Origin of the sequence: Anaerorhabdus sp., from assembly GCF_036637135.1 — a bacterium.
Lineage (GTDB): Bacteria > Bacillota_I > Bacilli_A > Erysipelotrichales > Erysipelotrichaceae > Anaerorhabdus.
Map to the genome: position 1 here is coordinate 19,381 of NZ_JAVWNC010000003.1, position 24,172 is coordinate 43,552.

Below are 24,172 nucleotides of genomic sequence, written 5' to 3' on the forward strand. Positions count from 1 at the left end.
GTTGCATCCTTTATTTTTAGAGTATATGAATTTTATGTTTTTCGCATTCATCAATCATAGCTTGTGGCCAAGTACTTGCCTGAACCTCACCAACATGAGCTTTATTTAGAAGAAGCATGCATAGGCGAGATTGACCAATACCTCCACCAATTGTATAAGGTAATTCCTTATTCACAATCATTTTGTGATATGGAAGATTTAAACGATCTAAGCAGTTTGCTTTCTTACATTGTTCAACAATGGCAGTTTCATCCACACGTATACCCATACTGGATAATTCTAAACCCATTTGTAATGTTTCATGCCAAATGAAGATATCTCCATTTAATGACCAATCATCGTAGTCAGGAGCTCTACCATCATGAGGTGTACCACTATTCAATGGTTCACCGATTTTCATAATAAAGACACAACCTAATTCTTTTGAAATGGCATTTTCTCTTTCTTTAGGTGTGAAGTTAGGATATTTATCTTCAAGTTCTTGTGTCGTAATAAAATGAATTTTATTTGGTAAGTGGTTCACTGCGTTAGGATATTTATACCAAACTTCATGCTCCATGTGCTTAATTACTTTAAAAATATCTTGTACAGTCTGTTTTAGAACATCGATTGTTCTTTCTTCTTTTGAAATAATCTTTTCCCAATCCCATTGGTCCACATAGCATGAATGGGTATTATCTACCTCTTCATCACGACGGATAGCGTTCATGTTTGTGTATAAACCTTCGTGCATTTTGAAGTCATATTTTTTAAGTGCTAGACGTTTCCATTTCGCAAGGGATTGAACAACCTCTATCTCTTCGTTTGGTAATTCTTTCATATCAAAGCTTACAGGGCGTTCTATACCGTTTAAATTATCATTTAAACCAGAACTCTTCTCCACGAATAAAGGCGCTGAAATACGCGATAAACCGAGTACTTTACCTAATTCTTTTTGAAATGTATCACGAATATACTTGATAGCTTCTTGCGTTTCTCTCACTGATAAGACAGGATCATAGTTTTCTGGAATATATAATTTCATATTGAATACCTCACATAATCATTAATTATATATGATTTAATCAGTATCGTGAAGAAAAAGTTCTATCCTACTGCATAAGATAAGGGATTATGATACAATACTGTCGGAAAGTAGGTAGGTTATGAAAATAGGAATTATATCATTAGGATGCTGTAAAAACTTAGTCGATACGGAAAACTTAATTGGAATGCTTCAACAATCCAATCAAGAAATTACATATAACTTAAATGAAGCAGAAGCAATAATTGTCAATACTTGTGGATTTATTGATCCAGCTAAAGAAGAAGGAATTAATACAATTCTGGAAATGGCTGAATATAAAGGAAAGAAGTGTAAAAAATTAATCGTGATGGGATGTTTGTCTGAACGTTACTATGATCAATTAGTAGAGGAATTACCGGAAGTTGATTGTTTTATTACCCTTAAGCAATACAATCAATTAGGACCTATTCTTACCGAAGTATTGGGTGAAAAGATTGCCAATGATTATGGCAAATGTCCACAAGTACTTACAGGTAAACCGTGGATGGCATACTTGAAGATTGCGGATGGCTGTGATAATCGTTGTTCATACTGTGCGATTCCACTAATTCGCGGAGGGTATCGTTCATTTGATATTGAAGTTTTAGTTGAACAAGCTAAAGAACTTGCGAAACGTGGAGTTAAGGAATTAAATCTAATTGCACAAGATACAACACGTTATGGATTAGATAACTATGGGGAAAGACGCTTGTTGGAATTATTGAAACGATGTAATGAAATTGAAGGGCTTCACTGGATTCGAGTACTTTATATGTATCCTGATGAAATTGATTATGAGTTAATTGAAGGTATGGCAAAGCTTGAAAAGGTATTACCTTACTTCGATATACCAGTTCAACATGGTTCAAATCGTATGTTGAGTATCATGAATCGTCGAGGCACTAGTGAAAGTATCATAGATTTAGTCAATAAAATTAGAGAAACGTATCCATTACCCGCTTTGCGTACGACGATGATTGTAGGATTCCCAACAGAAACATTGGAAGATGTAGACATGAATCTAGAATTTATGAAAACGATCAAATGGGATCGTTTAGGTGGATTTACATATTCTAAAGAAGAAGATACTCCATCATATGAGATGGTAGATGATGTAACACAAGAAGAAAAAGAAAGACGATATGAATTGATGATGAAACTTCAAGAAGAGATTGTTGAAGCTAAGAATCAAGAATTGATTGGTAAAACACTAGAAGTACTTGTGGAAAAACAAGATGGGCTTACTGGTTTTTATCGCGGTAGAAGTGTTTTTAGTGCTCCGGATGGTATTGATGGGGAAGTTATATTTAAGAGTGAAACACCCATTGAATTTGGAACTTTTGTACCTGTAACGATTAATAGAATCAAAGCACACGATTTTTATGGGAATTGCATGAAGTAGAACTTTGAGAAATCAAAGTTTTTCTTTTGCATAAAACGTTTGTAAGCCTTTTCTTTTTGTTTTAAAAACTCTATAATAATGAATATATACTAAAGGAGATATGCATGAAAACAGTTATCGGAATCGATTTAGGCGGTACAAATGTACGTATTGCAAAAGTTAGTGACTCTGGAGAAGTACTACAAGAGTTAAAAAGTCCTTCTTATGGATTAGAAGGGCCTGAAAAGGTTGTACCTAACATTATTTCATTAATTAAGCAAATTGACGGTTATAAAGACTGTGTAGGTATTGGAATTGGTGTTCCAGGACCTGTAGATACAGTAAATAAAGTCATGAAATTATCTAGTAATTTAACTGGATTCACAGATTATCCAATGGCTAAAATGATTGAAGAAGCAACGGGATTACCTACATTTATGGATAATGACGCTAATTGTGCAGGTCTTGCTGAGGCGATTATTGGTGCAGGAAAATTATATCCAATTGTTTATTACACAACTGTTTCTACTGGAATTGGTGGAGCACTTATTGTGAATGGTAAATTGGTTTCAGGTAAATCTGGGTATGCGGGTGAAGTAGGGAATTTAATTGTTGATCCATATCGCGAACCATTTAATAATTTAAATCCAGGAGCTTCTGAGAGTGAAGCGAGTGGACGTGCACTTACACGTAAAGGACAAGAAATTTTTGGCGATAAGATTCAAAGTGCGAGAGACGTATTTGAATTATATGTTGAAGGTGATGCGGAAGCTAAGAAATTAGTTGATCAGATGACAACAGATCTTGCGATTATGTATAGTCATATTGCGCATATCGTAGACCCACATATTTTTGTAATCGGTGGTGGCGTTATGAAATCAAAGGATATTTGGTTACCAATCATGCAAGAAAAATTCAAAAACTATGTACATAAAGGTATGAGAGACGTAATTTTCACCGAAGCTGAATGTAGTGAACCTGGAATTTTAGGTGCAGCAATGTTACCGATTTCCAATGGTTTATAGGGAAGTGAAATGAATGGATAACCGTTATCAAAAGTATGCGGAACTTGCCATAAAACAAGGAGTAAATATTCAAAAGGGACAAATGTTAGTGATTAGCGCACCCGTTGAAGCATTTGAATTTGTTCGTCTATGTACCCTTGAAGCATATAAAGTTGGAGCATCAATTGTGGATGTTGTTTGGAATGATGATTTAATTACAAAATTGCACTATGAGCATGTAGAAACAGATTTACTTAAAAAAGTTTCACCTTGGGAAATTGAACGTCGTAAAGAAGCAGTTGATGCAAAATGCGCATTCTTGAATATACGTAGTAGTATTCCGGGTAATTTAAAACACATTGATCCAAATAAGCTACAAGAAGTGAATTTAGAAGTATCAAAAGCAATGGAACCTTTCCGTTACTACACAATGTCAAATGTAGGACAATGGTCTATTGTTGCGCTTCCAAATGTTACTTGGGCAGAAACAATTTTCAAGAATCTAAAAGGCGAAGAAGCAGCTACTGCATTAAGAGATGCCATATTTAAATCAGTTCGAATTACTGAAGATAATGATCCAGTAAAAGAGTGGGATGAACATAATCTAGAATTACGTAAACACAATGACACATTAAATAACTATAACTTTAAATCACTCCATTTCCAAAATGGAATCGGAACAGATTTAGTTGTAGGATTAGTTGAAAACCATATTTGGGCTGGTGGATGCGACCCAACTTTAGGGGGTATTGAATTTAATCCAAATATGCCAACTGAAGAAACATTCACGACACCACTTCGTACAGGAGTTAATGGTATTGTGTATGGAACAAAACCACTAAACTATCAAGGAAAGTTAATTGAAAACTTTTGGATTAAGTTTAAAGATGGAAAAGCAGTGGAATATCATGCAGAAAAACAAGAAGATGCGTTATCAAATTTAATCAATCTAGATGAAGGATCTTGTTATTTAGGTGAAGTTGCCCTAATTTCTCATGATTCTCCTATCTCGAATATGAATATTTTATTCTATGACACGTTGTTTGATGAGAATGCCTCTTGTCATTTAGCACTAGGCGCAGCATATTCAAACAATATTAAAAATGGAGAAAACATGACTAAAGAAGAATTACTTGCGCATGGATGTAATGTTTCTATGGCTCACTCCGATTTCATGTTTGGTAGTAGTGATATGAATATTGTGGGAACGACTCATGATAATCAAGAGATTCAAATCTTTAAAGATGGAAATTTCTGTATATAACCTCATTTTATGAGGTTTTTATTTGACTTCATGATTTACTTTAGCTATTCTATTTAGTGATGTATAATGAATTTAGGTGATTACGATGTATCATATATCAGATGTAAAAAAATATTTAAGATGTCCAAAATTATTTTGGTTGAGTCATTATGAAAAATCTCTCCCATTTAATTCATATGTTCGTCTTGATGAAGCTGTAACAACTTTAGCTTGTGAGAAACTAGGAGTTACAGATTGTTTTTTAGGTGCTCGTGGCGATGAAGCGAGTAAAGCCCTTTTAGCGATGAATGACAATGAATGGATTGTTAAAGGAAGATTTGAAGCGAAACAATTACGTGCAAAAATACCATTCCTCCATAAAACAAACAATGGGTGGGATGTCTATTTCTTATTTTGTGGTAATCGTCCAAAAGATGATGACATGAATTTTTATTGCAGTAGTATTTGGGTATTAGAAGAAAATGATATTAAAATCAATCAAATCTATATCTTACACTTTGATGAAAACTATGTTCGTTCAGATGAGTTAGATCCACATCAACTATTCCAAATTACGGCGGATTTTTTCAATGATAAAGGAAATCCGAGTAAAAATGTAAAGGATACAATCTTTAAGCGGTTACGTAATTTAGAAGATATCCTTAACGGCATGGATGAAGTACTTCAATTAGATAAAGTAGAATGTACACGTCAAAATAAATGTACGAAAAAGAATAAGTGTCGTTTCTACGACAAGTGTTTTCCTAATGAAATAGAAGTTGAGGCAGATTCAATTTTAACATTGGTTTCTTCTCAACATAAATATGACATGCATCACGAAGGAAGACTCAAACTAAAAGATGTTGACTTGGAACGAATTGAAGGTTCAAGGCAACAATTTGCACAAATTCGTGCAAGTCAAAATGATGGACTTTATGTAGATTATTATTCACTTAAGATTTGGATTGAGAAAATTAAATTTCCAATCACTTTCTTGGATTTTGAATGGGAGACTTATGCAATTCCACCATTTAAGGGAATGAAACCATATGATGTATTACCATTCGAATATTCTATTCATATTCTCTATGAAGATGGAACAATCGAACATAAAGAATACTTAGGTACTCGAGATTGTCGTAGACATCTTGCGGAGAACTTAATGAAAGATATTCCTGCAAATGGAACTATTGTTGCCTATAATGCTGAAGGTGCAGAGAAAATACGATTAAAAGAAATGGCTGCACAATTTCCTGAATATGCAAAAGAGTTAATGATTCTCTATAAGCGATTAGTTGACTTAGCTTTTCCATTTGTGATTGGTACAGTGTATGATGTAAGAATGCGTGGATATTATTCGTTGAAAGTATTAATGTCATTAATGGAAAATCAAAGTGGTTATCAAGATTTAGATATTCACCAAGGGATGGATGCGGTATTCCAATGGCGTTTATTGGATCAAGAAAATGATGATGTTGATCCTGAGGCAATTAGAAATCATTTAATTGAATATTGTAGTATGGATACATATGCAATGGTAGTGGTATATAAATGGTTGATGAGTTTAGTCGATAATTATGAAAAATAACTGAACAATGATGTATTGATATACCAAACTCGCAGCGAATCATTTATAATGTAATTAAGAAGAGGAGGTTTCGAGTATGAGATTTGAAATCGTTGGACAACATGTTAGTATCACAGATGGAATGAGAGCGAAAATTGAAAATAAATTATCATTCCTAGACAAGTATTTCTTAATTGATGAAGACACAATTGCACGTGTTGTTGTGAAAATCTATCCGACAACTCAAAAAATAGAGGTGACAATTCCAAGCAAAATTGGATTGTTACGTGCAGAAGTCGAGCATGAAGATTTATATGCTGCAATCGACTTGGCGATTGATAAACTAGAAGATCAAATTCGTCGTCAAAAAACAAGATTATCACGTAAACACAAAGATAAACTTGCGATGAGTTTTATTGAAATTGATGAAGAAAAATTAAGCACAGGAGACATTCCTGTAAAGACGAAAACAATTCAAGCAAAATCGATGGATTTAGAAGAAGCAATTCTTCAAATGGAAATGTTAGGACATAGTTTCTTTATCTACACAGATACTGAAACTGAAACAATTAGTGTTGTTTACCGTCGTAATAACGGTGGATATGGTTTAATTGAAACAGAATAAATAAATGAAAAGGATGTTCGTATTTGAACATCCTTTTTACATGCCTAAGTAATTTAATAAATTGAATAAGAACAATACAAATCCAAAACTAATCATTCCAGGTAAGAATGAGTGTGTTTGGTTGTACAAATAAGAAATAATAACTGTAATTATAAAATAAAACAAATAACCTTTTAGCCAAGCAATTACATCAAATGGTATATACGTAACCGTAAATAATAATGCGAATAGAAATCCTGACAATAGAATTACAACAGCTTCTGCATGTTTTAACTTCAAACGATCTGTAACACATTTGAATACAAGAACATAATTCATAGCGAAGACAAATGTATTAACCAAGAAGATTGGAATAATAAACCATGTGAATGAAGATAGGATTTCAGGATCAATAAATGGTAAGAATGCTTTTAAGTAAGTATGATTAGCCCAAACAATAAATGATAAAACTAAAATACCAAGAATAGTAAAGAAGGTTGCTTCTTTAGAATCATCTTTAAATCGCTTGCCATGAATTTCGAGTAAATCCCAGTTCTGAATCATTAATAGTAAACCAGAAAGACTTACGGTAAAAGTATATGCAATTAATTGATTTTGTATAACCATATTTATCAATGGTGAAAAAATGGGGACGATAAGAAAGAAACAAATTGATAATATGATTCGGCTATAGGGTAAAGTTGTAGACTGATTACTCATAATCTAACCCCCTTCGAGTGTACTTGAAAATTATATCAAGAAAGCAATAAAAATCAAGCCACAATATAGGTGAGAAAAAAATAGTATCTATAGTTACGAGAGAAATGGATGGTTTTAGTGAAATTTGTCATATAAATGGATTAGGAGGATACAGGATGCTTACTAAAACATGGAGTGATAAAGAAAAAATTACATTTATAACCTTTTTAGCGAAAGGATATATGAATTCGATGAGACGAGTTCACTTATATCGTATTTTTGGTGTGCAAGAAGGGCATATGCAATACGAGGGGGAATTAGGCTCACTGTATTTAGTGGATTCTGCATTACGATTATGTAGTTCAACAAGTGAGTTTATTTTAAGAAATGAGTTTTTTGGATATTCAAAACCAAACTGGTATCGTGATTATTATTCGAAAAGTAGTTTTTATCGACTTAAAAAGCAAGCAATTGATGAATTTATTGATTGTCTTAACCTCTAAAAAATGATAAAATCTCCGTGAGGTGTGAGACATGGAGACATTCAACACAATTAAAAGTTACCTTGAAAAATCAATAGATAAGAGATGTGAAATCAAGGAAGAAACAACTTTTGAAGAATTAGGGCTAGATTCTTTCGGGGTTGTTGATTTTGCGCTTGGCTTGGAAGAAGCATTGGGGATTACTTTTTTTGATGAAGAATTACATGATATTAACACTATCAAAGATATGGCTGATATAGTAGATCGTCATATAATTTAAGGAGGGATATCTATGTTGAAAGGTATTGCAGCATCATCGGGAGTAGCAATTGCAAAGGTTTATAAATTGCAACAACCTGAGCTTAAAATTGAAAAAGTACAAAGTTCTTCGGACGAAGAAATTGCAAAGCTAGAAAAAGCGTTTGAAAAAACAATCGCAGACATTGAAGTAATCAAAGCAAGAGCAGCAGGTAACTTATCTGAAGAAGAATTAGCTATCTTTGATGCCCATTTGATGATGGCAAATGACCCAGAATTAAAAGGTCAAATCGAAGAAATGATTAAATCAGAAGGTATTAATGCTGAATATGCTACTGAACAAGTAGCTAACATGATGGTTGGTATGTTTGAAAGTATGGATGACGCATATTTCAAAGAAAGAGCAGCTGATGTTAAGGATGTTACTTTCCGCCTACAATGTAATCTTGCTGGCGCAATCATCCCTGATTTAACAACTATAAATGAAGAAGTAATTATTGTTGCAGAAGATTTAACACCTTCTGATACAGCACAATTAAATAAAAAATATACACTAGGTTTCGCTACTGCAATTGGTGGTAGAACTTCACATTCAGCTATTATGGCTAGAAGTTTAGAAATTCCAGCGGTTGTAGGATGTGGCGTAATCATGGAAGAAGCTAAACAAGGAGATATACTTATCCTTGACGCTATTGATGGCGTAGTTATTCTAAATCCATCTCAAGATCAAATCGATGAATACAGTGCTAAACGCGCTAAATTTAGCGAAGAAAAAGAAGCTCTTAAAATTTTAATTAATGAAAAGAGTGTTACATTAGATGGTCATGAAGTTGAACTTGCAGGTAATATTGGTACACCAAAAGATGTTGTTGGTGTTCTTGCAAATGGTGGAGAAGGGGTTGGTTTATACCGTACAGAATTCTTGTACATGGATAGCGAATCTGATTTCCCAACAGAAGATGAACAATTTGAGGCTTATAAAACAGTTTTAGAAGCAATGGATGGTAAGAAAGTAGTTATTCGTACTTTGGATATTGGTGGAGATAAGAAATTAAGCTACTTCACATTCCCTGAAGAAATGAATCCTTTCTTAGGATACCGTGCTATTCGTCTATGTTTAGACAGAACAGATATCTTTAGAACTCAATTACGTGCATTAATTCGTGCGAGTGCTTATGGACGTCTATGTATTATGTTCCCAATGATCGCAACTTTAAAAGAATTTAGAGCTGCAAAAGAGTTATTCAATGAAGAAAAAGCTAAATTGATTGCTGAAGGCGTTAAAATTGGTGAAAAAATTGAAGTTGGTATCATGGTTGAAATTCCAGCTGCAGCAGTTCTTGCTGATCAATTTGCTAAAGAAGCTGATTTCTTCTCAATCGGGACAAACGATTTAGTACAATATTCAATGGCTGCAGATAGAATGAGTGAAAAAGTATCATATCTATACCAACCTATGAACCCATCATTATTACGTCTTATCAAGATGGCTATCGATGGAGCTCATAAAGAAGGTAAATGGTGTGGTATGTGTGGAGAAATGGCAGGGGATGAACTTGCTGCTCCAGTATTGCTAGGACTTGGTCTTGATGAATTCTCAATGAGTGCTTCAAGTATTCTTCGTGCTCGTAAGATGATTCGTTCATTAAAGAAATCTGATATGGAAGAACTTGCTGCTAAAGCACTTGCAAGTGAAACTATGGAAGATGTCGTTGAACTAGTGAAAAATAGTTTAAAATAAGTTAAAATAAGAGTGTGAGTGTTCACACTCTTTCTTTTTTTGAGGAGAATTCAAATGAAAAAAGTAATTTTTATATCAAGTACAGGAGGACATCTGACTGAATTGATGCAACTTGCACCAATGTTTGAACGTGTAGATGCAACCTTAATTACAGAAAATACCGCATCTAATAAATCATTAAAGGATAAATATGGAGATAAGTTTACAACTCTTGCTTATGGTACTAAACAACATTTATTCTCATATTTATTTATCTTTTCTTTCAATATTTTAAAATCACTTTTTCTTTTTATTAAAATTAGACCTGACTATATAATTACGACAGGAACACATACGGCTGTACCGATGTGCAAAATTGCTCATATGTTTAAAAAGAAAGTTATTTATATTGAAACATTTGCGAATGCGAAAACACCAACTCAAGCAGGAAGGATGATTTATCCAATTGCTGATTTATTCATTGTGCAATGGGAAAGTATGCTTGAGTTTTATCCAAATGCTGTATATGGGGGGTGGATTTTCTAATGATACTAGTTACTTTAGGAACACAGGATAAATCGTTTCATCGATTGCTTGAGTCAATTGAAAAACAAATAGAACAAGGGTTGATTCAAGATAAGGTCATTGTACAAGCAGGCTATACTAAATTTGAATCTAAACACATGGAGATATTTGATTATATTGATCGCGATGAATTTGCGAAATTGTTATTAGAGGCAGATTATATTATCACCCATGGTGGTGTTGGAACGATTATGACAGCATTAAAAAGTGGCAAAAGAGTTATCGGTGCTGCAAGACTTGCACAGTTTGGTGAACATCATAATGATCATCAGACACAAATATTAGAAAGCTTTGATGAACAAGGAAATTTGATTTATGCCAAGGATTTAGAACACTTGGATGAATATATTAAAAGAAGCAACACGTTTAAGCCGAAAACGCTTGTGAGTAATACAGATTCATTTATCAAACTAATTGAAGATTTTATGGAAAAAAACTAGAAAACATCTATTAAATCAAAATGAATATGATATAATGTCAATGGCTTTAATGAAATGCGTGACGTTTCGAAGAAATCAATTTTTTATAGTAACTACTGATAACCTTCGAACGCATGTTTTGAAGGTTTTTTTATGGAGGTTATATGGGAAGATTATTTCAAAATGGAACTGTATATATCAAAGGAAAATTTGAAGAGAAGGATTTTATTATCGATGATGATGGTTGTATTGTCACTGCAGATAAGATTGATGTTGATGATGTAGAAGAGATCATTGACTGTGCAGGATTGCATATTTTTCCAGGCTTCATTGATCCACATGTACATTTAAGAGAACCTGGTTATTCTTATAAAGAAACAATGAGTGCAGGCACAAAAGCGGCAGCACACGGTGGATATACCACAGTATTTGCGATGCCAAATATTAATCCTGTACCAGACAGTGTTGAAAATATAAAACAATTAGAACAACACATCGAACAAAATGCTTGTATCCATGTATTACCCATTGCATCAATAACAAAAGGACAAAAAGGTGTTGGAGAACTGGTAGATTTTGACCAATTAATCAAACATACTTATCTATTTTCTGATGATGGTAAAGGTGTACAAGAAGATGACATGATGAAAGTAGCTATGCAAAGTTGTGCTAAGAATAATGCAATTGTGATAGCGCATTGTGAGGATGAAAGATTATTAAAACCAGGTGGTTGTATTCATGATGGTAGTAAGGCTAAGGAATTTGGCTTAATAGGAATATCTAGTGCTTCTGAATATGAACAAGTAAAACGTGATATTGATTTGGTTCGAGAAACAAAATGCCAATATCACATTTGTCATATATCAACGAAAGAATCAGTTGAATTGTTAAGACAGGCAAAAAAAGAGGGATTGCCTGTAAGTGGTGAAGTGACTCCACATCATTTGTTCTTATGTGAAGATGATATTGTGGAGAATCATGGACGTTTTAAAATGAATCCTCCTCTTCGTTCAAAAGAAGATCAAGAAGCTTTGATACAAGGATTACTGGATGGAACGATTGATTGTATTGCGACAGATCAAGCACCTCATAGTGCTGATGAAAAGAACTGTACAATGGATAAAGCGATGATGGGTATTGTAACAAATGAAATCGCATTTCCATTAGTTTATACAAAATTAGTTAAAGAGAAAAAATGTAAACTTGAAGATGTGATGGAATGGATGAGTGGAAGAGCAGCAGATGTATTTGGTGTTGATGGTGGTGAAATTGTGAATTTTGAAAAAGCGAATATCACAATATTCAATCTGTTAGATCGCCAATTTGTTCGACCTCAAGAATTTGAATCAAAAGGAAAAAGTACTCCGTTTGAAGGACAATGGTTACAAAGTAAATGCTATATGACTATCTGTGATGGAGAAGTAGTTTATAGAAAGGGCCTGTAATATGAAATCTGTACAAACCTATCGAATAATACAAAATGTGATGTTAACTAAAAATGTTTACAAAATGATTCTTGAAGGGGATACAAGTTGGGTTGAAAAACCTGGACAGTTTATCAACATTACTGTAGATAATGGATATCTCAAGAGACCTATTAGCATAAGTGATTGGAATGATACAACACTTACAATTATCTATAAAATAGTTGGTGATGGAACAGAGTGGATGTCACATCAACAACCTCAACAAATCCTTGAGGTACTTGTGGGATTAGGAAATGGGTTTGATTTAGTTTCGTCTAAAAAAGCATTGATTGTTGGTGGTGGGGTAGGAGTACCGCCATTATATCGATTATGTAAAGAATTAATTAAACAAGGAACTCAAGTTGAAGTTATTCTTGGATTTAATACATTGAATGAGAGTTTCTATGAAGAAGAGTTTAAACTACTAGGTGCAAATGTAACTGTTTGTACGGTAGATGGAAGTTATGGAGTTAAAGGATATGTATCCAATGCAATACAGGGTGAGTTAAAGCATTATCCATATTATTCTTGTGGTCCATTACCGATGCTAAAAGCAGTATTTGATTCATCTAATACCCAAGGGCAACTCTCGTTTGAAGAAAGAATGGGATGTGGATTTGGTGCGTGTATGGGATGTAGTTGTAAAACATTGACAGGATATAAAAGAATTTGTGTTGAAGGACCAGTCATGAAAAGTGAGGAAATCTTATGGACAAAAGACTAAAGGTAAATTTATCAGGGTGGGAGTTAGATAACCCAGTAATTCCTGCGAGTGGTACTTTCGGATTTGGTTATGAGTTTGCTCAATTCTATGACATCAATGAACTTGGAAGCATTGCAACAAAAGGAACGACAAGAGAAGCGAGATTTGGAAATCCAACACCACGTATAGCAGAATGTGATCGCGGTATGATCAATGCAGTTGGATTACAAAATCCTGGAATCGATGAAGTCATACAAACAGAATTTAAAAAATTACAAGAGGTGTATCATAAAAAAGTAGTAGCAAACATTTCTGGATTCTCCGTTGATGAGTATGTTGAATGTGCCAAGAAAATGGATAAAGAAGAGATAGTAGGTATACTTGAAATTAATATTTCATGTCCAAATGTAAAACATGGTGGTATGAGTTTTGGTACCAATCCTGAAAATGCTGCAGAAGTTACAAGAGCAGTGAAAGCAGTAACAACCAAACCGGTATATATTAAATTATCACCTAATGTAACAGACATTGTAGAAATCGCTAAAGCGGTGGAAGATGCAGGTGCTGATGGAATAAGCATGATTAATACATTGCTTGGTTCACGTTTTGATTTAAAAACAGGAAAACCAATCATTGCAAATGTAATGGGAGGATTTAGTGGACCTGCAATTAAACCAGTTGCCTTACGCATGGTTTATCAAGTCTATAAAGAAGTAAAAATTCCAATCATTGGTATTGGCGGAATCGCAACAGCTGAAGATGTAATTGAAATGATGTATGCAGGTGCTACCGCAATAGAGGTAGGGGCAGAAAATTGCCGTAATCCATATGCATGTAAAGAAATTATCGATAACTTACCAAAATTAATGGATAAGTTAGGAATAAATAAATTAGAAGACATAATAGGGAGGGCTCATCAATGAGAGAAAGAGATGTCATTATCGCTTGTGATTTTTCAACAAAAGAAGAAACATTAAATTTCCTAGATTTATTCAAAGAAGAAAAACCTTATGTTAAGATTGGTCAAGAATTATTCTATTCTGAAGGACCAAGTATTGTGCATGAAATCAAACGTCGTGGACACAAAATTTTCTTAGATTTAAAACAACATGATATTCCAAATACTGTTTATAAAGCAATTAAAAATCTAGCAACACTTGGGGCAGATATGTTAAATGTGCATGCAGCAGGAACAATTGAAATGATGGCTGCAGCTCAAAAAGCAGTGAATGAAATAAATCCAAACATTAAATTAATAGCGGTAACACAACTTACTAGTACATCAGAAGAGAAAATGAAAGAAGAACTTTGGATTGATCATAGCATCAATGATACAGTTGTTCACTATGCAAAGAATGCAGAGAAAGCAGGACTTGCAGGTGTTGTTTGTAGCCCGCTTGAAGCTGGTTTGATTCGTGAAGCTTGTTCAGAAAATTTTATTACAGTAACTCCGGGTATTCGTTTCAATGATGCAACAAAAGGTGATCAAGTCCGTGTTACAACACCTGCATTAGCAAGAGAAATTGGTAGTGATTATATTGTTGTGGGTCGTCCAATTACAGGTGCAGAAAATCCTGTTGAAGCATATCGTCGTTGTGTAAAAGAATTTGTAAAAGGAGAATAGTTAATGGAAAAGTTAATAGCTAAAGATTTATTAGATATTCAAGCTGTATTTCTAAAACCAGATGATCCATTTACTTGGGCTAGTGGAATCAAGGCTCCTATATATTGTGATAATCGTCTGACTCTTTCGAGTCCAAAAGTAAGAAGAGATGTTGAAAATGCATTAGCTGAAATTATTAAAAAACATTATCCTGAATGTGAAGCGGTAATGGGAACTGCAACTGCAGGTATTGCACACGCTGCTTTAGTTTCGGAAATCCTTGATTTACCAATGGGTTATGTTCGTGCTAGTGCTAAAGACCATGGACGTACAAATCAAATTGAAGGTAAATGTGAACCTGGTACAAAGGTTGTTGTAGTTGAGGACTTAATTTCAACTGCAGGATCTAGTATTGAAGTTGTTAAAGTACTACAAGATGCTGGTGCTGAAGTATTAGGGATTGCATCAATCTTCACTTATGGTATGAAAAAAGGATTAGACCGTCTTGCTGAAGCGAATGTAAAAAATGTATCCGCAAGTAATTTAGATGTACTTGTTGAGGTAGCAGCTGAAACAGGATATATTCAACCTGAAGATAAAGAGAGATTAATTAAATTTAGAAATAATCCGAGTGATGAAAGTTGGATGATTAAGTAGAAAACCACATTTGTGGTTTCTTTTATCCTATAATTCTATCGAAGTGAGTAGAGGTGAAATTGATGGAGAAAGAAATAATTGGAAGTTGTCTACTAATTGCTTTAGTGGTGATTGGCTATTATTCTCAATCAATTCAAATGAGTAATACTATTTTAAAATCATCACAATCATGCATTATAAAATGCAATTATACTGCATCTAATACTGAATGTTATCGTGTCGATTTTGCAAATGAAAATGAGATACAAGAACTGGCAAATACTTTGAATAATCAAAGACTGTTTCCAAACCCTTTTCAAACTAACAGCCATGCATATCCATTAACTACATATCACTTAATCACAAATGAGAATGAAGAGTGGATTGAACTTTATTCCGACAATACTTTGTTGGTGGATGGAAAGGGATACTTTAGTTTTGACTTTGATGATTTATTCAAAAAAATTGAAAAAAGCTATATGTCTAAAGTGCCAGTGAAAGTATAAAATGAGTCCAATTTGGACTCATTTTTGTTTTGATGTTCGTGATAAATTTAAAACTGCAAGGATGAAGAAGATAATGGTAATCGCAATCATATATACAATATGATGAATGGGTTCGAATGTAAAATCACCTATCTTAAACACAACACCAACACTTTCTTTAAACCCATTTAAATATTCTATTGGTAAATTGTTGAAACTTACTTTAATAGGATCTACTAAGAAAACTTGTCTAAGTAATGCGGCAGAATGAGCGTTAGGAAAGAATTTGATAATTGTTTGTACGTAATTAGGAAGTGCACCAATGGGTAAGTATACACCGGTAAGAAATCCAATGAGTGTACCGAGAATTGTACTTGCAGTTGACATCGCACTTAGGCTATAGAAGAAACTAACGATAAAGAATATCATTGTACTCGACATAAAACTAGATATTAGAATAATTCCAATCGTTTGAATGATTCCAGTTAAGTTAAGAAGAGTTGCACCCTGACTTATGAGAAAGGCTTCACCTAGAATGAAGGCTACAAAACTCATTAAACTACCTACAATGAATGCACAAAGTATATAACTACCTACAAGCTTGTATTGAGCTATTGGAGAGGTGTTAAAGTCTTTACTAATGTGATTAGCTCTATCTTCTACAAAGAGTTCAAAAGCGCCCATTGTGGTTGTAATAGAGGTAACCGCAACGATGCCCGCAATAACCCAACTGTACATGAGTATATCAACTTCAGCTACATCGAATCCACTTTTGAATTGATCACCAAGGAATACCGCATATAGTATGATGATAATAAGTACACCAAGTAAAGAAAAGAATACAGTACTTTTTTGTCTAAAATAAATTTTGCAATTTCTCATCATTAAATTAATCATTGATTTGACCTCCGGATGTAATTTGGATAAAGGCATCATTCATGGAACCATGAATTACTTCAAAACTCTCTATGTAAGGTTCACATACATGAAGCAAAGGTATAATGATTTTAGACTCTTTGATTGGTATAATAATTAAATTGTTTGCGATAGTAAACGAATACGATTTTTGCGATAATATACTACAAATCTGGTTGACATCAAGTGCCTTTATACGTAATGTATCTTGACTATATTCTTCTTTCAAGTCATATGGAGTACCTCGTGCAACAATTTTTCCATGGTCAATAATAACGATGTAATCAGATGTTGCAGCTTCTTCCATATAGTGTGTTGTCAGGAAGATTGTCATTCCTAATTCTCTTTGTAAATTAGAGATGGTGTTCCACACAAGTTCTCTAGTTTTAGGATCTAATCCAGTTGTCGGTTCATCTAAAAATAAAATAGTAGGTTTGTGTATTAAAGCACGCGCTATATCGGCACGTCTTTTTTGACCGCCAGAGAGTTTACCGTAAGGACGATTAATAAACTCTTGAATATCTGTAGCTTTTACTACGAAATCTAATGCGTCTCTTAATTGCTTTCCTTTTAAGCCATATAATCTACCACGAGTTAGAATATTCTCTTTTACAGTTAATAGTGGATCTAAAACACTATCTTGAAAAACAACACCAATTTTATTGCGTATTTTTTTGTCATCTTTACCTAACACACAATCATCAATGATAACTGTGCCACTATCTTTTTCAAGTAGAGTGCACATCATATTTATCGTTGTAGATTTACCTGCACCATTCGTTCCTAAGAAAGAAAATAGTTTTCCTTTCTCAACATAGAAACTGATATCTTGTACTGCTTTTATATCTTTAAATGCTTTTTTTAGATTCTGTATTGAAATAATTTTTTCCATTTCTATCACCTCAACTAGAGTCTAACGAATGTCGTGTCATTAAACAATGGCTATTGAAGTAAGATGACATAGTAACTATTTAAGTTGACCAAAAAGAAAAATAAGATGGTTTACATCTTATTTCTTTTCTTAATTGCTTTGTTTATCGATTCTGCTAATTCACTATTCATGAAGACAGCATATGCATAGGTCAATGGAAAGCAAAATAACAATGTAGGTGTTATCTCCCATAACCCAAATAATGAAAATGAAACAAAGCCGAAATTTGCACAGGCTATAAATACAACGGTATAACATATTATGACACGAATAATTAAATCACCCCAAAATGAAGAGTAATCAAAATGTTCTTGAATTTTATCGGATATCTCCATTAAAACTGCGATACTTGTGGATATAATTAAAACTTGTATCACTACTTCATTATCAATTGCTGGTGCTAAATCAAATTGTCTAAAAAATGTGAAAAGTAGCATCATGATTGTAAAACTTCCAAAAATAATATTTAGTATTTTTTTTATCATTATTCTCACCTCAAAATACAAACTTTCTTTTAAAATCCTGAATATAATGCTTTGATACAATTAACTTTTCATTGTTTTCTAATGTTGTTTCAATTCTCCCGTTAAAATGGGCTTTAACTGAAGTGACGTAGTTTGTGTTTACAATGCAACTTTTACTTATGCGAATAAAGGGAGAATTAGTAAGGAATTCCTCTAGTTCATATAATTTTTTGTCAGATGTATAAACCTTATTTGAAGTATAGATAAACACATTGTTATCAACAGTATCAAAGTAGTAAATATCTTCTAAAGCAATAGGTGTAGTTACGCCGTCAAGATATCCAACTAATGAGAATGAAAATAGTTTGATTTGTTCAATAAGTCGTTTGAGTCGATCATCCATATAGCCACAAGTAATTTTAATTTCGACTTCTTGCACATCGTTGGATTGTTCGATTAGTAATTTCATGAAATATCCCCACCTTTAAAATCATTCTAACAAGAAGAATATAAGTTAACAAATATTATCTAGTAAGATGACTAAAAACAAATGTAAGATAACAAAAAAGACAGCGTTTGCTGTCTATAGATTGACATGTTCGATTCGCGTTAATGCATCCTTTACATGTGGTAAGTAATTTCTTCCAACTGGAATTAGGTGACCGTTGTATAAACTAATCTCGGTGGAATTAACATCTTTTATAAATAACATATTGACTAAAAAAGCTCGATGGCATTGAACAAAGATGTGGTTTGGTAAAGCACCAAGTATTTCTTCTGTTGAACGATATGTTTCGTAATTACCTTGTGTTGTATAAAATAACGCCTTTCTTAATGATTTTTCAATGTAAACGATATTTTTAAAAGGAATAATTGATGTTTTTCCTTTAAATGATAGTGATAGGCAATTTGTGTTGTTGTCGATTGAATCGAAGTATTTTTGCATTGCATTGGATAATTGAGAAATATTACTTCTAAAAACAGAATATAGGTGGTCAACTGTATAAACATCTGTAGTAAATTGATTTTCTTCCATAACAAAAATGATCCTTGTTTTAGGATAAAGTATGTTTATCTTACGAGCTAAATCGATGCCACTAACTTTTTCTAAATGTGTATTTGTGATTAAGATTTGGAATTCGGTTTTAATGAAATCTTTAAGCAGTTGTGTATGCTCTCTATATGTACTTACAGTAGGCTTTACATCAATTGATTTACAAAATTTCATCACTTCAGATAAGGTTTCGTTTAGATGATACGGATTTATGTCGCATATGGCTATATTTAAACTCATTTTAATCACGTCCCTATAATAATAATATCAAATCTACGATAATAAAAATATTATACACATTGTTTTTGTTACATTATAGATGACGCTCATTACAATAACTCTTAATTGAGACAATGAACAATTAGTTTTTATAAACATGTGAAGTTATATTCATGTTTAGTAAAATTATCTGGACTAGATTTGTAAACAAGTACTAGTTTTTTAATTCGATATATAGCTTATTACAAAAGTTGATAAGTTCTTTTTGATTTGATTTATCTTTGAGCCAAGCTATACATTTTGATGCAACATCATTCGCAAAATTATATTGATCCAATGTGATTTCTGTATGATTTAAAGCTTCTTTTAATTCATCTTCATCAAGTAGTTCAATTGTTCCATCTGGAAAGAAGACTATATCTAAATACAAATCTTCAAAATAAGAATTACCATCAGGCAATATGTTATTTTGAAGAGTAACATCAAAATAACACTCAACTAGTGTTTCTGTATCATCAAACATGGCAGTACACCATAAATTATGATTTCTAAAACCTATTTGTAACCATGAGTATCCATTATCCGCAATACATTTGGATTGGTTTGTAAGTGGGTAAGAAATATACAAAGCTTCTTTCAAATTAATCATTTGTATTAATCCAGCTTCAGTTTGTGAGTCGATGGTTCTTGATGAAAATTTATACTCGTTTAACCGCCACCATTCTTGTCGTTTCATTGTTTTTGTTTTCATACTTAGTCCCTCATCGTGATATAATAATATCATTATACAGGAGGAGTATTTATGATTAAAGATTTTCATATGCATTCTCTATACAGTGATGATGGTGAGTATTCACCAAAAGAATTGTGTCAAATGGCTAAGGATAATGGTATTAGTCAAATCGCTCTAACAGACCATGATAGTGTTCATGGCGTTTCAGAGATGATTGAAGAGGGTACAAAATTGGGATTAAAAGTCATTCCAGGAATAGAGGTTGATTGTAGTTTTGAAGGGACTAATTTCCATTTGTTAGTTTATCATATGGACTATCGTGACCCGCGTTATGAGGATATCAAACAGTTTTATTTAAAACAAAATCAAGAAATTGCAATGAAGCAAGTTGAATTATTGGAGTCATATCTTCACATTCATATCGATCGTGATGCATTGAAATCAATTGAAAAAAATGGTGTTCTTGTACCTGAAGATATTGGGGAACTTTTACTTGAATTACCAGAATTCAAAGATAGTGAGTTTTTACTCCCGTATCGTGAAAATGGTAATCGTTGTGATAATCCGTTCTTAAATATTTACTTGGATTTCTTCTCGCAAGGTAAACCAGCATATGTTTCTGGGGAAATGCTAACGGTGCAATCGGTGCTTGATATAGCCAAAGAAACACATGGGGTAACAGTTGTTGCACATCCGGGATTGAATTTCAAAGGCAAAGATGATATTTTCTTGCGCCTACTTGATTTAGGTATACAAGGGATAGAGGTTGAAAGTAATTATCATGCCCTTGAACAAACTAAGTTCTATTATGATATTGCGAAGGCACGAAATCTTATTATGACAAGTGGTAGTGATTTTCATGGTAAAAATAAACCTGCAATAAAAATGGGTACATTTGGTTGTGAGATTGAAGATTTTGTAAATAACTTAACAGAATAAGTAATTGAACTTTAATTTTATAGAGCTTTTTGATATAATAAACCAGTAAAAAACGAAGGGTGGAATAAATTATGGGTCGTGCACATGAAGTGCGAGCTGCGTCAATGGCAAAAACTGCAGCATTAAAAACTAAACTTTATTCAAGATTTGGTAAAGAATTGTATATGGCTGCGAAGGCAGGTGTTCCTGATCCGGATATGAATCAAGGGCTTAAACGTAAAATTGCAGAAGCAAAGGCAAATCAAATACCTGCGGACGTTGTTAAACGTGCAATTGAAAAAGCGAAGGGAGCATCAAATGAAAACTATGATCCAGTTCGTTATGAAGGATTTGGTCCTGGTGCTTCAACAATCGTAATTGATTGCTTAACTGATAACGTAAATCGTAGTGTAAGTGCTGTAAAGACATGTTTCAATAAAGCTCATGCAAAAATGGGAGTTGCTGGATGTGTTTCACATAGCTATGATACGGTTGGATTGTTCTCATTTCCATATGAAGATGAAGAAACAATGTTAGATGCTTTAATCAATGCTGAAGTAGAAGTTACGGATGTTGAAATTGAAGATGGTATTATGTCAGTTTATACTGCTCCAACGGATTTTGGTAAAGCGCAAAAAGCGATTGAAGATTTAATTCCTGAGGTTAAATTTGATGTATGTGAAATTACATTATTTCCACAAGAATATGTTCAATTGGAAACTGATGAAGATAAAGAATTATGGGAACGTTTAATCACATTATTAAATGATTGTGAAGATGTTCAATCGATTTATCATAACGTAAAAAATTAAAAGGTGATTAGTCACCTTTTTAATTTGTATTTATACTGTAGATTTATATTTATGGATTAAAGTCTCGTTGAGATTCGATTACAATAGGTTTATTTGGGTCTTAATTGCTTTTGTTAATGCGGCAAATAAATTATCTCCATCTTCAATAAACCAACCATCATCAGTTTTTATACATACAACATCAAAAGTTTTAACTAAACTTGGATTCGCACGCATATATGCTTTGTGATAAGCATCTGCTATTTTTTGATCGTAAACATCAGGATTCGCATGATCATCAAAAGCTTGGATAAAATATTCAAGGTAGTTTTCTTTTAGCTCGATGCAACTGTAATAAGTAATGGTTAATTTATAAGTTACTTGATTAGCTTGGCTATCCACAAGATCAAAACTAGTTTCCATTTCTTTTAATATACGCATGACTTCTTTTGTTGTTTGTGTGCTGTTGGTATATTCTTGAAAACCTTCGAATTCTTCTTGTATATTTTGGTCTATAGGTTGGCTTAGATAGGTGTTCATTTTGTCAAAGTCAAATGTTTTGAATCCACTTAAAAATGCATGCATCGTCCCATCAGAAGTTGAAGGTCTAGGTGCACATCCGACTAATAATAAACACAATGTTATTGCCAATAATTTCTTTATCTTCATATTTTTTCCATTATCCATTTAATTTGATATAATAATTATACATGAATAAGGAGCTAACCATGAAAAGAATTTTAACTTATGGAACTTATGATTTACTACATTGGGGTCATATTCGTTTATTAAAACGTGCTAAAGAAATGGGAGACTACTTAATTGTAGCTTTATCAACTGATGAATTTAATGCGATTAAAGGTAAAAAGGCCTATCACCCATATGAAGAAAGAAAAATGATGTTAGAAGCTATTCGCTATGTTGATTTGGTTATTCCTGAAAACACATGGGAACAAAAAAAAGACGACATACAAAATTATTTTGCTGACGCCTTGGTTATGGGGGATGATTGGGAAGGTAAGTTTGATGATTTAGAGAAATATTGTGAAGTTGTTTATTTGCCGAGAACAGAGGGCATATCAACAACTAAAATTAAACATGATTTAGAAAGTGCTACTGAGGAGTAGTACTTTTTATGTATTGAGGTCCACCTATTTCTTTTTTGATAAGTTCATCGCGTTTAGTTTCATCCATTTGAGATGTATAAAGGAGTGTTGTTCTAAATTCAAGTTTACGATAGGCTTCTGGGATTTGAGCAAACTTGCTTGCGACTTTTATTTCTTTTTCGGAAAGGAATTTTAAATAATTACGACCTGTTTCGTTAAATGCTAGTATTCTTAAAGTGTCTAATGGGGGGAGATTCTTAACTTCATCCTTGGTAACACGATTTAATAGTTGTATACAAGAACGTTGAATCCTAGATGTTGTATACCTTCTTGTAGTTGATTTATTCAAGAATTCTTCGAAAGTTGCACAATGCATTGCTTGGTTGATGAGGTGGTTTTCGATTCCTTCATTAAACAAAAAGATATTGGATAATTCTTTAGGATTACTTGTCAGTAATATTGTACGTAAGTAAGGATAAAAATCTTTAAGTTGCACGCAAACAGAGTTTTCTAACTCTTGTGTCATTGGTGTTGTGTCTTGGATATTAGTATGATTAAAGATTGCTTTGCGTATCGCGGAAGCACTCGCAATTTGTTGGTGAATCATTTGATCGTGGTAATGAACTGTTCGTTGTATTGTATAAGGTTTAATTGCGGTGTTATTAAGTTCTTTCAAGTAGGCAACACCTAAAATATCATTTGGTTCCATTTCTTTGGCTAAAAGCCCGTAAGATTTAGGAAAACTATGACCAGCATGTAAAGATTCTTTTAGATGATCTACATGGATACATGAATCTGCCATTTCTTGGAGTTCTTCTAAGTTATTTGATTCACTACCGAATACTAAACTATCGATTTGCGCAAGCTTTAGACAATCTATAGCTCCTTTAGCAAAGTGGGATGCACTTTGTGTAGCGTAAATATAAGGTAACTCTATAACGCAATCGACACCATATTCAACGGCTTTTTTAGCGCGTTGCCATTTATCAATAATTGCAGGTTCACCACGTTGAACAAAGTTGCCAGACATAACCGCAACTAAAACATCACATTGGCTGATTTCTCTTGCTCTTTGAATGTGATGGTAATGTCCATTATGAAATGGATTGTATTCAACGATAATTCCACATATTTTCATATT

At 33.2% G+C, this 24,172-nt stretch carries 29 protein-coding genes; 19 read left to right on the top strand and 10 right to left on the bottom strand.

Translation table 11 applies throughout. The features are described from left to right. Positions 1 to 16 precede the first annotated feature (16 nt). Positions 17 to 1,024 carry an aspartate--ammonia ligase gene (asnA, locus tag RR643_RS00835; RefSeq protein ID WP_332482036.1) on the bottom strand — a complete coding sequence of 336 codons (1,008 nt, stop codon included), beginning with the start codon at positions 1,022 to 1,024 and terminating at the stop codon, positions 17 to 19. A 121-nt stretch (positions 1,025 to 1,145) separates the two neighbouring features. Between asnA and rimO the strand changes: the two genes are divergently transcribed. The 5 genes from rimO to hpf all read left to right on the top strand — a co-directional run bounded on the left by rimO (position 1,146) and on the right by hpf (position 6,865). After that, a complete protein-coding gene (gene rimO / locus RR643_RS00840; protein WP_332482037.1) occupies positions 1,146 to 2,447 on the top strand; it encodes a 30S ribosomal protein S12 methylthiotransferase RimO in 1,302 nt (433 codons plus the stop codon). 104 nt (positions 2,448 to 2,551) lie between these two features. Further along, positions 2,552 to 3,451, top strand: a complete 900-nt coding sequence (locus RR643_RS00845; protein ID WP_332472304.1) for an ROK family protein — start codon at positions 2,552 to 2,554, stop codon at positions 3,449 to 3,451. 13 nt (positions 3,452 to 3,464) lie between these two features. Beyond that, complete coding sequence (locus RR643_RS00850; RefSeq protein ID WP_332472303.1) at positions 3,465 to 4,694, top strand: aminopeptidase; 1,230 nt, start codon at positions 3,465 to 3,467, stop codon at positions 4,692 to 4,694. Positions 4,695 to 4,779: 85 nt separating this feature from the next. Then, the gene (locus RR643_RS00855; protein WP_332472302.1) at positions 4,780 to 6,261 is read left to right on the top strand and encodes a DUF2779 domain-containing protein; all 1,482 of its coding nucleotides are present in this window, start codon (positions 4,780 to 4,782) and stop codon (positions 6,259 to 6,261) included. Between the two features lie 76 nt (positions 6,262 to 6,337). Then, on the top strand, positions 6,338 to 6,865 hold the full coding sequence (gene hpf / locus RR643_RS00860; RefSeq protein WP_332472301.1) for a ribosome hibernation-promoting factor, HPF/YfiA family: 528 nt from the start codon (positions 6,338 to 6,340) through the stop codon (positions 6,863 to 6,865). A 36-nt stretch (positions 6,866 to 6,901) separates the two neighbouring features. On the opposite strand, the gene RR643_RS00865 is transcribed toward hpf, so the two are convergent. Continuing rightward, entirely contained in the window at positions 6,902 to 7,564 is a 663-nt protein-coding gene (locus RR643_RS00865; RefSeq protein WP_332472300.1) for a hypothetical protein, read from the bottom strand. A gap of 155 nt (positions 7,565 to 7,719) precedes the next feature. On the opposite strand from RR643_RS00865, the gene RR643_RS00870 reads away from it, so the two are divergent. From RR643_RS00870 to RR643_RS00920, 11 genes are all read left to right on the top strand, one after another. Continuing rightward, positions 7,720 to 8,046, top strand: a complete 327-nt coding sequence (locus RR643_RS00870) for an MG284/MPN403 family protein (protein WP_332472299.1) — start codon at positions 7,720 to 7,722, stop codon at positions 8,044 to 8,046. 31 nt (positions 8,047 to 8,077) lie between these two features. Next, positions 8,078 to 8,305 (top strand): acyl carrier protein, encoded by a 228-nt coding sequence (locus RR643_RS00875; RefSeq protein ID WP_332472298.1) that lies wholly within the window; start codon positions 8,078 to 8,080, stop codon positions 8,303 to 8,305. Between the two features lie 12 nt (positions 8,306 to 8,317). Continuing rightward, complete coding sequence (gene ptsP / locus RR643_RS00880; RefSeq protein ID WP_332472297.1) at positions 8,318 to 10,024, top strand: phosphoenolpyruvate--protein phosphotransferase; 1,707 nt, start codon at positions 8,318 to 8,320, stop codon at positions 10,022 to 10,024. 54 nt (positions 10,025 to 10,078) lie between these two features. Then, positions 10,079 to 10,549 carry a PssD/Cps14F family polysaccharide biosynthesis glycosyltransferase gene (pssD, locus tag RR643_RS00885; protein ID WP_332472296.1) on the top strand — a complete coding sequence of 157 codons (471 nt, stop codon included), beginning with the start codon at positions 10,079 to 10,081 and terminating at the stop codon, positions 10,547 to 10,549. Further along, positions 10,549 to 11,028, top strand: a complete 480-nt coding sequence (gene pssE, locus RR643_RS00890; RefSeq protein ID WP_332482038.1) for a PssE/Cps14G family polysaccharide biosynthesis glycosyltransferase — start codon at positions 10,549 to 10,551, stop codon at positions 11,026 to 11,028. The genes pssD and pssE overlap by 1 nt, the downstream gene beginning before the upstream one ends. Before the next feature lie 143 nt (positions 11,029 to 11,171). Next, a complete protein-coding gene (locus RR643_RS00895) occupies positions 11,172 to 12,452 on the top strand; it encodes a dihydroorotase (RefSeq protein ID WP_332482039.1) in 1,281 nt (426 codons plus the stop codon). 1 nt (position 12,453) lies between these two features. Then, positions 12,454 to 13,197: a dihydroorotate dehydrogenase electron transfer subunit gene (locus RR643_RS00900; RefSeq protein ID WP_332482040.1), complete on the top strand. Its 744-nt coding sequence runs from the start codon at positions 12,454 to 12,456 to the stop codon at positions 13,195 to 13,197. Then, entirely contained in the window at positions 13,182 to 14,099 is a 918-nt protein-coding gene (locus RR643_RS00905) for a dihydroorotate dehydrogenase (protein WP_332482041.1), read from the top strand. Before RR643_RS00900 ends, RR643_RS00905 begins: the two co-directional genes overlap by 16 nt. Then, entirely contained in the window at positions 14,096 to 14,800 is a 705-nt protein-coding gene (gene pyrF, locus RR643_RS00910) for an orotidine-5'-phosphate decarboxylase (RefSeq protein WP_332472291.1), read from the top strand. Before RR643_RS00905 ends, pyrF begins: the two co-directional genes overlap by 4 nt. A 3-nt stretch (positions 14,801 to 14,803) precedes the next feature. Further along, on the top strand, positions 14,804 to 15,436 hold the full coding sequence (gene pyrE, locus RR643_RS00915) for an orotate phosphoribosyltransferase (protein ID WP_332482042.1): 633 nt from the start codon (positions 14,804 to 14,806) through the stop codon (positions 15,434 to 15,436). Between the two features lie 62 nt (positions 15,437 to 15,498). After that, positions 15,499 to 15,921 carry a hypothetical protein gene (locus RR643_RS00920; protein WP_332472289.1) on the top strand — a complete coding sequence of 141 codons (423 nt, stop codon included), beginning with the start codon at positions 15,499 to 15,501 and terminating at the stop codon, positions 15,919 to 15,921. 18 nt (positions 15,922 to 15,939) lie between these two features. Here the strand turns inward: RR643_RS00920 and RR643_RS00925 are convergent, their stop codons facing one another. The 6 genes from RR643_RS00925 to RR643_RS00950 form a co-directional block, all read right to left on the bottom strand. Continuing rightward, complete coding sequence (locus tag RR643_RS00925) at positions 15,940 to 16,797, bottom strand: ABC transporter permease (RefSeq protein WP_332472288.1); 858 nt, start codon at positions 16,795 to 16,797, stop codon at positions 15,940 to 15,942. Then, a complete protein-coding gene (locus RR643_RS00930) occupies positions 16,790 to 17,707 on the bottom strand; it encodes an ABC transporter ATP-binding protein (protein ID WP_332472287.1) in 918 nt (305 codons plus the stop codon). Before RR643_RS00930 ends, RR643_RS00925 begins: the two co-directional genes overlap by 8 nt. Positions 17,708 to 17,817: 110 nt before the next feature. Next, complete coding sequence (locus RR643_RS00935) at positions 17,818 to 18,231, bottom strand: hypothetical protein (RefSeq protein WP_332482043.1); 414 nt, start codon at positions 18,229 to 18,231, stop codon at positions 17,818 to 17,820. Between the two features lie 10 nt (positions 18,232 to 18,241). Next, positions 18,242 to 18,679: a LytTR family DNA-binding domain-containing protein gene (locus RR643_RS00940; RefSeq protein WP_332469047.1), complete on the bottom strand. Its 438-nt coding sequence runs from the start codon at positions 18,677 to 18,679 to the stop codon at positions 18,242 to 18,244. A 114-nt stretch (positions 18,680 to 18,793) separates the two neighbouring features. Then, positions 18,794 to 19,504, bottom strand: a complete 711-nt coding sequence (locus RR643_RS00945) for a LytR/AlgR family response regulator transcription factor (protein WP_332482044.1) — start codon at positions 19,502 to 19,504, stop codon at positions 18,794 to 18,796. A 193-nt stretch (positions 19,505 to 19,697) separates the two neighbouring features. Continuing rightward, entirely contained in the window at positions 19,698 to 20,234 is a 537-nt protein-coding gene (locus tag RR643_RS00950; protein ID WP_332469045.1) for a DUF402 domain-containing protein, read from the bottom strand. A gap of 51 nt (positions 20,235 to 20,285) precedes the next feature. Between RR643_RS00950 and RR643_RS00955 the strand changes: the two genes are divergently transcribed. Together RR643_RS00955 and RR643_RS00960 are read left to right on the top strand one after the other, a co-directional pair. Continuing rightward, positions 20,286 to 21,155, top strand: coding sequence for a PHP domain-containing protein (locus tag RR643_RS00955; RefSeq protein WP_332482045.1), 870 nt, complete (start codon positions 20,286 to 20,288; stop codon positions 21,153 to 21,155). A 71-nt stretch (positions 21,156 to 21,226) separates the two neighbouring features. Next, on the top strand, positions 21,227 to 21,946 hold the full coding sequence (locus RR643_RS00960; protein ID WP_332482046.1) for a YebC/PmpR family DNA-binding transcriptional regulator: 720 nt from the start codon (positions 21,227 to 21,229) through the stop codon (positions 21,944 to 21,946). A 78-nt stretch (positions 21,947 to 22,024) separates the two neighbouring features. Here the strand turns inward: RR643_RS00960 and RR643_RS00965 are convergent, their stop codons facing one another. Continuing rightward, positions 22,025 to 22,594, bottom strand: coding sequence for a hypothetical protein (locus RR643_RS00965; protein ID WP_332469042.1), 570 nt, complete (start codon positions 22,592 to 22,594; stop codon positions 22,025 to 22,027). Positions 22,595 to 22,653: 59 nt separating this feature from the next. Here RR643_RS00965 and tagD point away from each other — a divergent pair, with 59 nt between their 5' ends. Continuing rightward, positions 22,654 to 23,052 (top strand): glycerol-3-phosphate cytidylyltransferase, encoded by a 399-nt coding sequence (gene tagD, locus RR643_RS00970; protein ID WP_332469041.1) that lies wholly within the window; start codon positions 22,654 to 22,656, stop codon positions 23,050 to 23,052. On the opposite strand, the gene RR643_RS00975 is transcribed toward tagD, so the two are convergent. Further along, on the bottom strand, positions 23,039 to 24,169 hold the full coding sequence (locus tag RR643_RS00975) for a nucleotidyltransferase (protein WP_332482047.1): 1,131 nt from the start codon (positions 24,167 to 24,169) through the stop codon (positions 23,039 to 23,041). The genes tagD and RR643_RS00975 overlap by 14 nt on opposite strands. Positions 24,170 to 24,172 lie beyond the last annotated feature (3 nt).

What these genes read in the sequence shown, in the direction of transcription:
- asnA (WP_332482036.1), bottom strand. Translation starts at nt 1,024, where the DNA reads ATGAAATTATATATTCCAGAAAACTATGATCCTGTCTTATCAGTGAGA.
- rimO (WP_332482037.1), top strand. Translation starts at nt 1,146, where the DNA reads ATGAAAATAGGAATTATATCATTAGGATGCTGTAAAAACTTAGTCGAT.
- RR643_RS00845 (WP_332472304.1), top strand. Translation starts at nt 2,552, where the DNA reads ATGAAAACAGTTATCGGAATCGATTTAGGCGGTACAAATGTACGTATT.
- RR643_RS00850 (WP_332472303.1), top strand. Translation starts at nt 3,465, where the DNA reads ATGGATAACCGTTATCAAAAGTATGCGGAACTTGCCATAAAACAAGGA.
- RR643_RS00855 (WP_332472302.1), top strand. Translation starts at nt 4,780, where the DNA reads ATGTATCATATATCAGATGTAAAAAAATATTTAAGATGTCCAAAATTA.
- hpf (WP_332472301.1), top strand. Translation starts at nt 6,338, where the DNA reads ATGAGATTTGAAATCGTTGGACAACATGTTAGTATCACAGATGGAATG.
- RR643_RS00865 (WP_332472300.1), bottom strand. Translation starts at nt 7,564, where the DNA reads ATGAGTAATCAGTCTACAACTTTACCCTATAGCCGAATCATATTATCA.
- RR643_RS00870 (WP_332472299.1), top strand. Translation starts at nt 7,720, where the DNA reads ATGCTTACTAAAACATGGAGTGATAAAGAAAAAATTACATTTATAACC.
- RR643_RS00875 (WP_332472298.1), top strand. Translation starts at nt 8,078, where the DNA reads ATGGAGACATTCAACACAATTAAAAGTTACCTTGAAAAATCAATAGAT.
- ptsP (WP_332472297.1), top strand. Translation starts at nt 8,318, where the DNA reads ATGTTGAAAGGTATTGCAGCATCATCGGGAGTAGCAATTGCAAAGGTT.
- pssD (WP_332472296.1), top strand. Translation starts at nt 10,079, where the DNA reads ATGAAAAAAGTAATTTTTATATCAAGTACAGGAGGACATCTGACTGAA.
- pssE (WP_332482038.1), top strand. Translation starts at nt 10,549, where the DNA reads ATGATACTAGTTACTTTAGGAACACAGGATAAATCGTTTCATCGATTG.
- RR643_RS00895 (WP_332482039.1), top strand. Translation starts at nt 11,172, where the DNA reads ATGGGAAGATTATTTCAAAATGGAACTGTATATATCAAAGGAAAATTT.
- RR643_RS00900 (WP_332482040.1), top strand. Translation starts at nt 12,454, where the DNA reads ATGAAATCTGTACAAACCTATCGAATAATACAAAATGTGATGTTAACT.
- RR643_RS00905 (WP_332482041.1), top strand. Translation starts at nt 13,182, where the DNA reads ATGGACAAAAGACTAAAGGTAAATTTATCAGGGTGGGAGTTAGATAAC.
- pyrF (WP_332472291.1), top strand. Translation starts at nt 14,096, where the DNA reads ATGAGAGAAAGAGATGTCATTATCGCTTGTGATTTTTCAACAAAAGAA.
- pyrE (WP_332482042.1), top strand. Translation starts at nt 14,804, where the DNA reads ATGGAAAAGTTAATAGCTAAAGATTTATTAGATATTCAAGCTGTATTT.
- RR643_RS00920 (WP_332472289.1), top strand. Translation starts at nt 15,499, where the DNA reads ATGGAGAAAGAAATAATTGGAAGTTGTCTACTAATTGCTTTAGTGGTG.
- RR643_RS00925 (WP_332472288.1), bottom strand. Translation starts at nt 16,797, where the DNA reads ATGATTAATTTAATGATGAGAAATTGCAAAATTTATTTTAGACAAAAA.
- RR643_RS00930 (WP_332472287.1), bottom strand. Translation starts at nt 17,707, where the DNA reads ATGGAAAAAATTATTTCAATACAGAATCTAAAAAAAGCATTTAAAGAT.
- RR643_RS00935 (WP_332482043.1), bottom strand. Translation starts at nt 18,231, where the DNA reads ATGATAAAAAAAATACTAAATATTATTTTTGGAAGTTTTACAATCATG.
- RR643_RS00940 (WP_332469047.1), bottom strand. Translation starts at nt 18,679, where the DNA reads ATGAAATTACTAATCGAACAATCCAACGATGTGCAAGAAGTCGAAATT.
- RR643_RS00945 (WP_332482044.1), bottom strand. Translation starts at nt 19,504, where the DNA reads ATGAGTTTAAATATAGCCATATGCGACATAAATCCGTATCATCTAAAC.
- RR643_RS00950 (WP_332469045.1), bottom strand. Translation starts at nt 20,234, where the DNA reads ATGAAAACAAAAACAATGAAACGACAAGAATGGTGGCGGTTAAACGAG.
- RR643_RS00955 (WP_332482045.1), top strand. Translation starts at nt 20,286, where the DNA reads ATGATTAAAGATTTTCATATGCATTCTCTATACAGTGATGATGGTGAG.
- RR643_RS00960 (WP_332482046.1), top strand. Translation starts at nt 21,227, where the DNA reads ATGGGTCGTGCACATGAAGTGCGAGCTGCGTCAATGGCAAAAACTGCA.
- RR643_RS00965 (WP_332469042.1), bottom strand. Translation starts at nt 22,594, where the DNA reads ATGAAGATAAAGAAATTATTGGCAATAACATTGTGTTTATTATTAGTC.
- tagD (WP_332469041.1), top strand. Translation starts at nt 22,654, where the DNA reads ATGAAAAGAATTTTAACTTATGGAACTTATGATTTACTACATTGGGGT.
- RR643_RS00975 (WP_332482047.1), bottom strand. Translation starts at nt 24,169, where the DNA reads ATGAAAATATGTGGAATTATCGTTGAATACAATCCATTTCATAATGGA.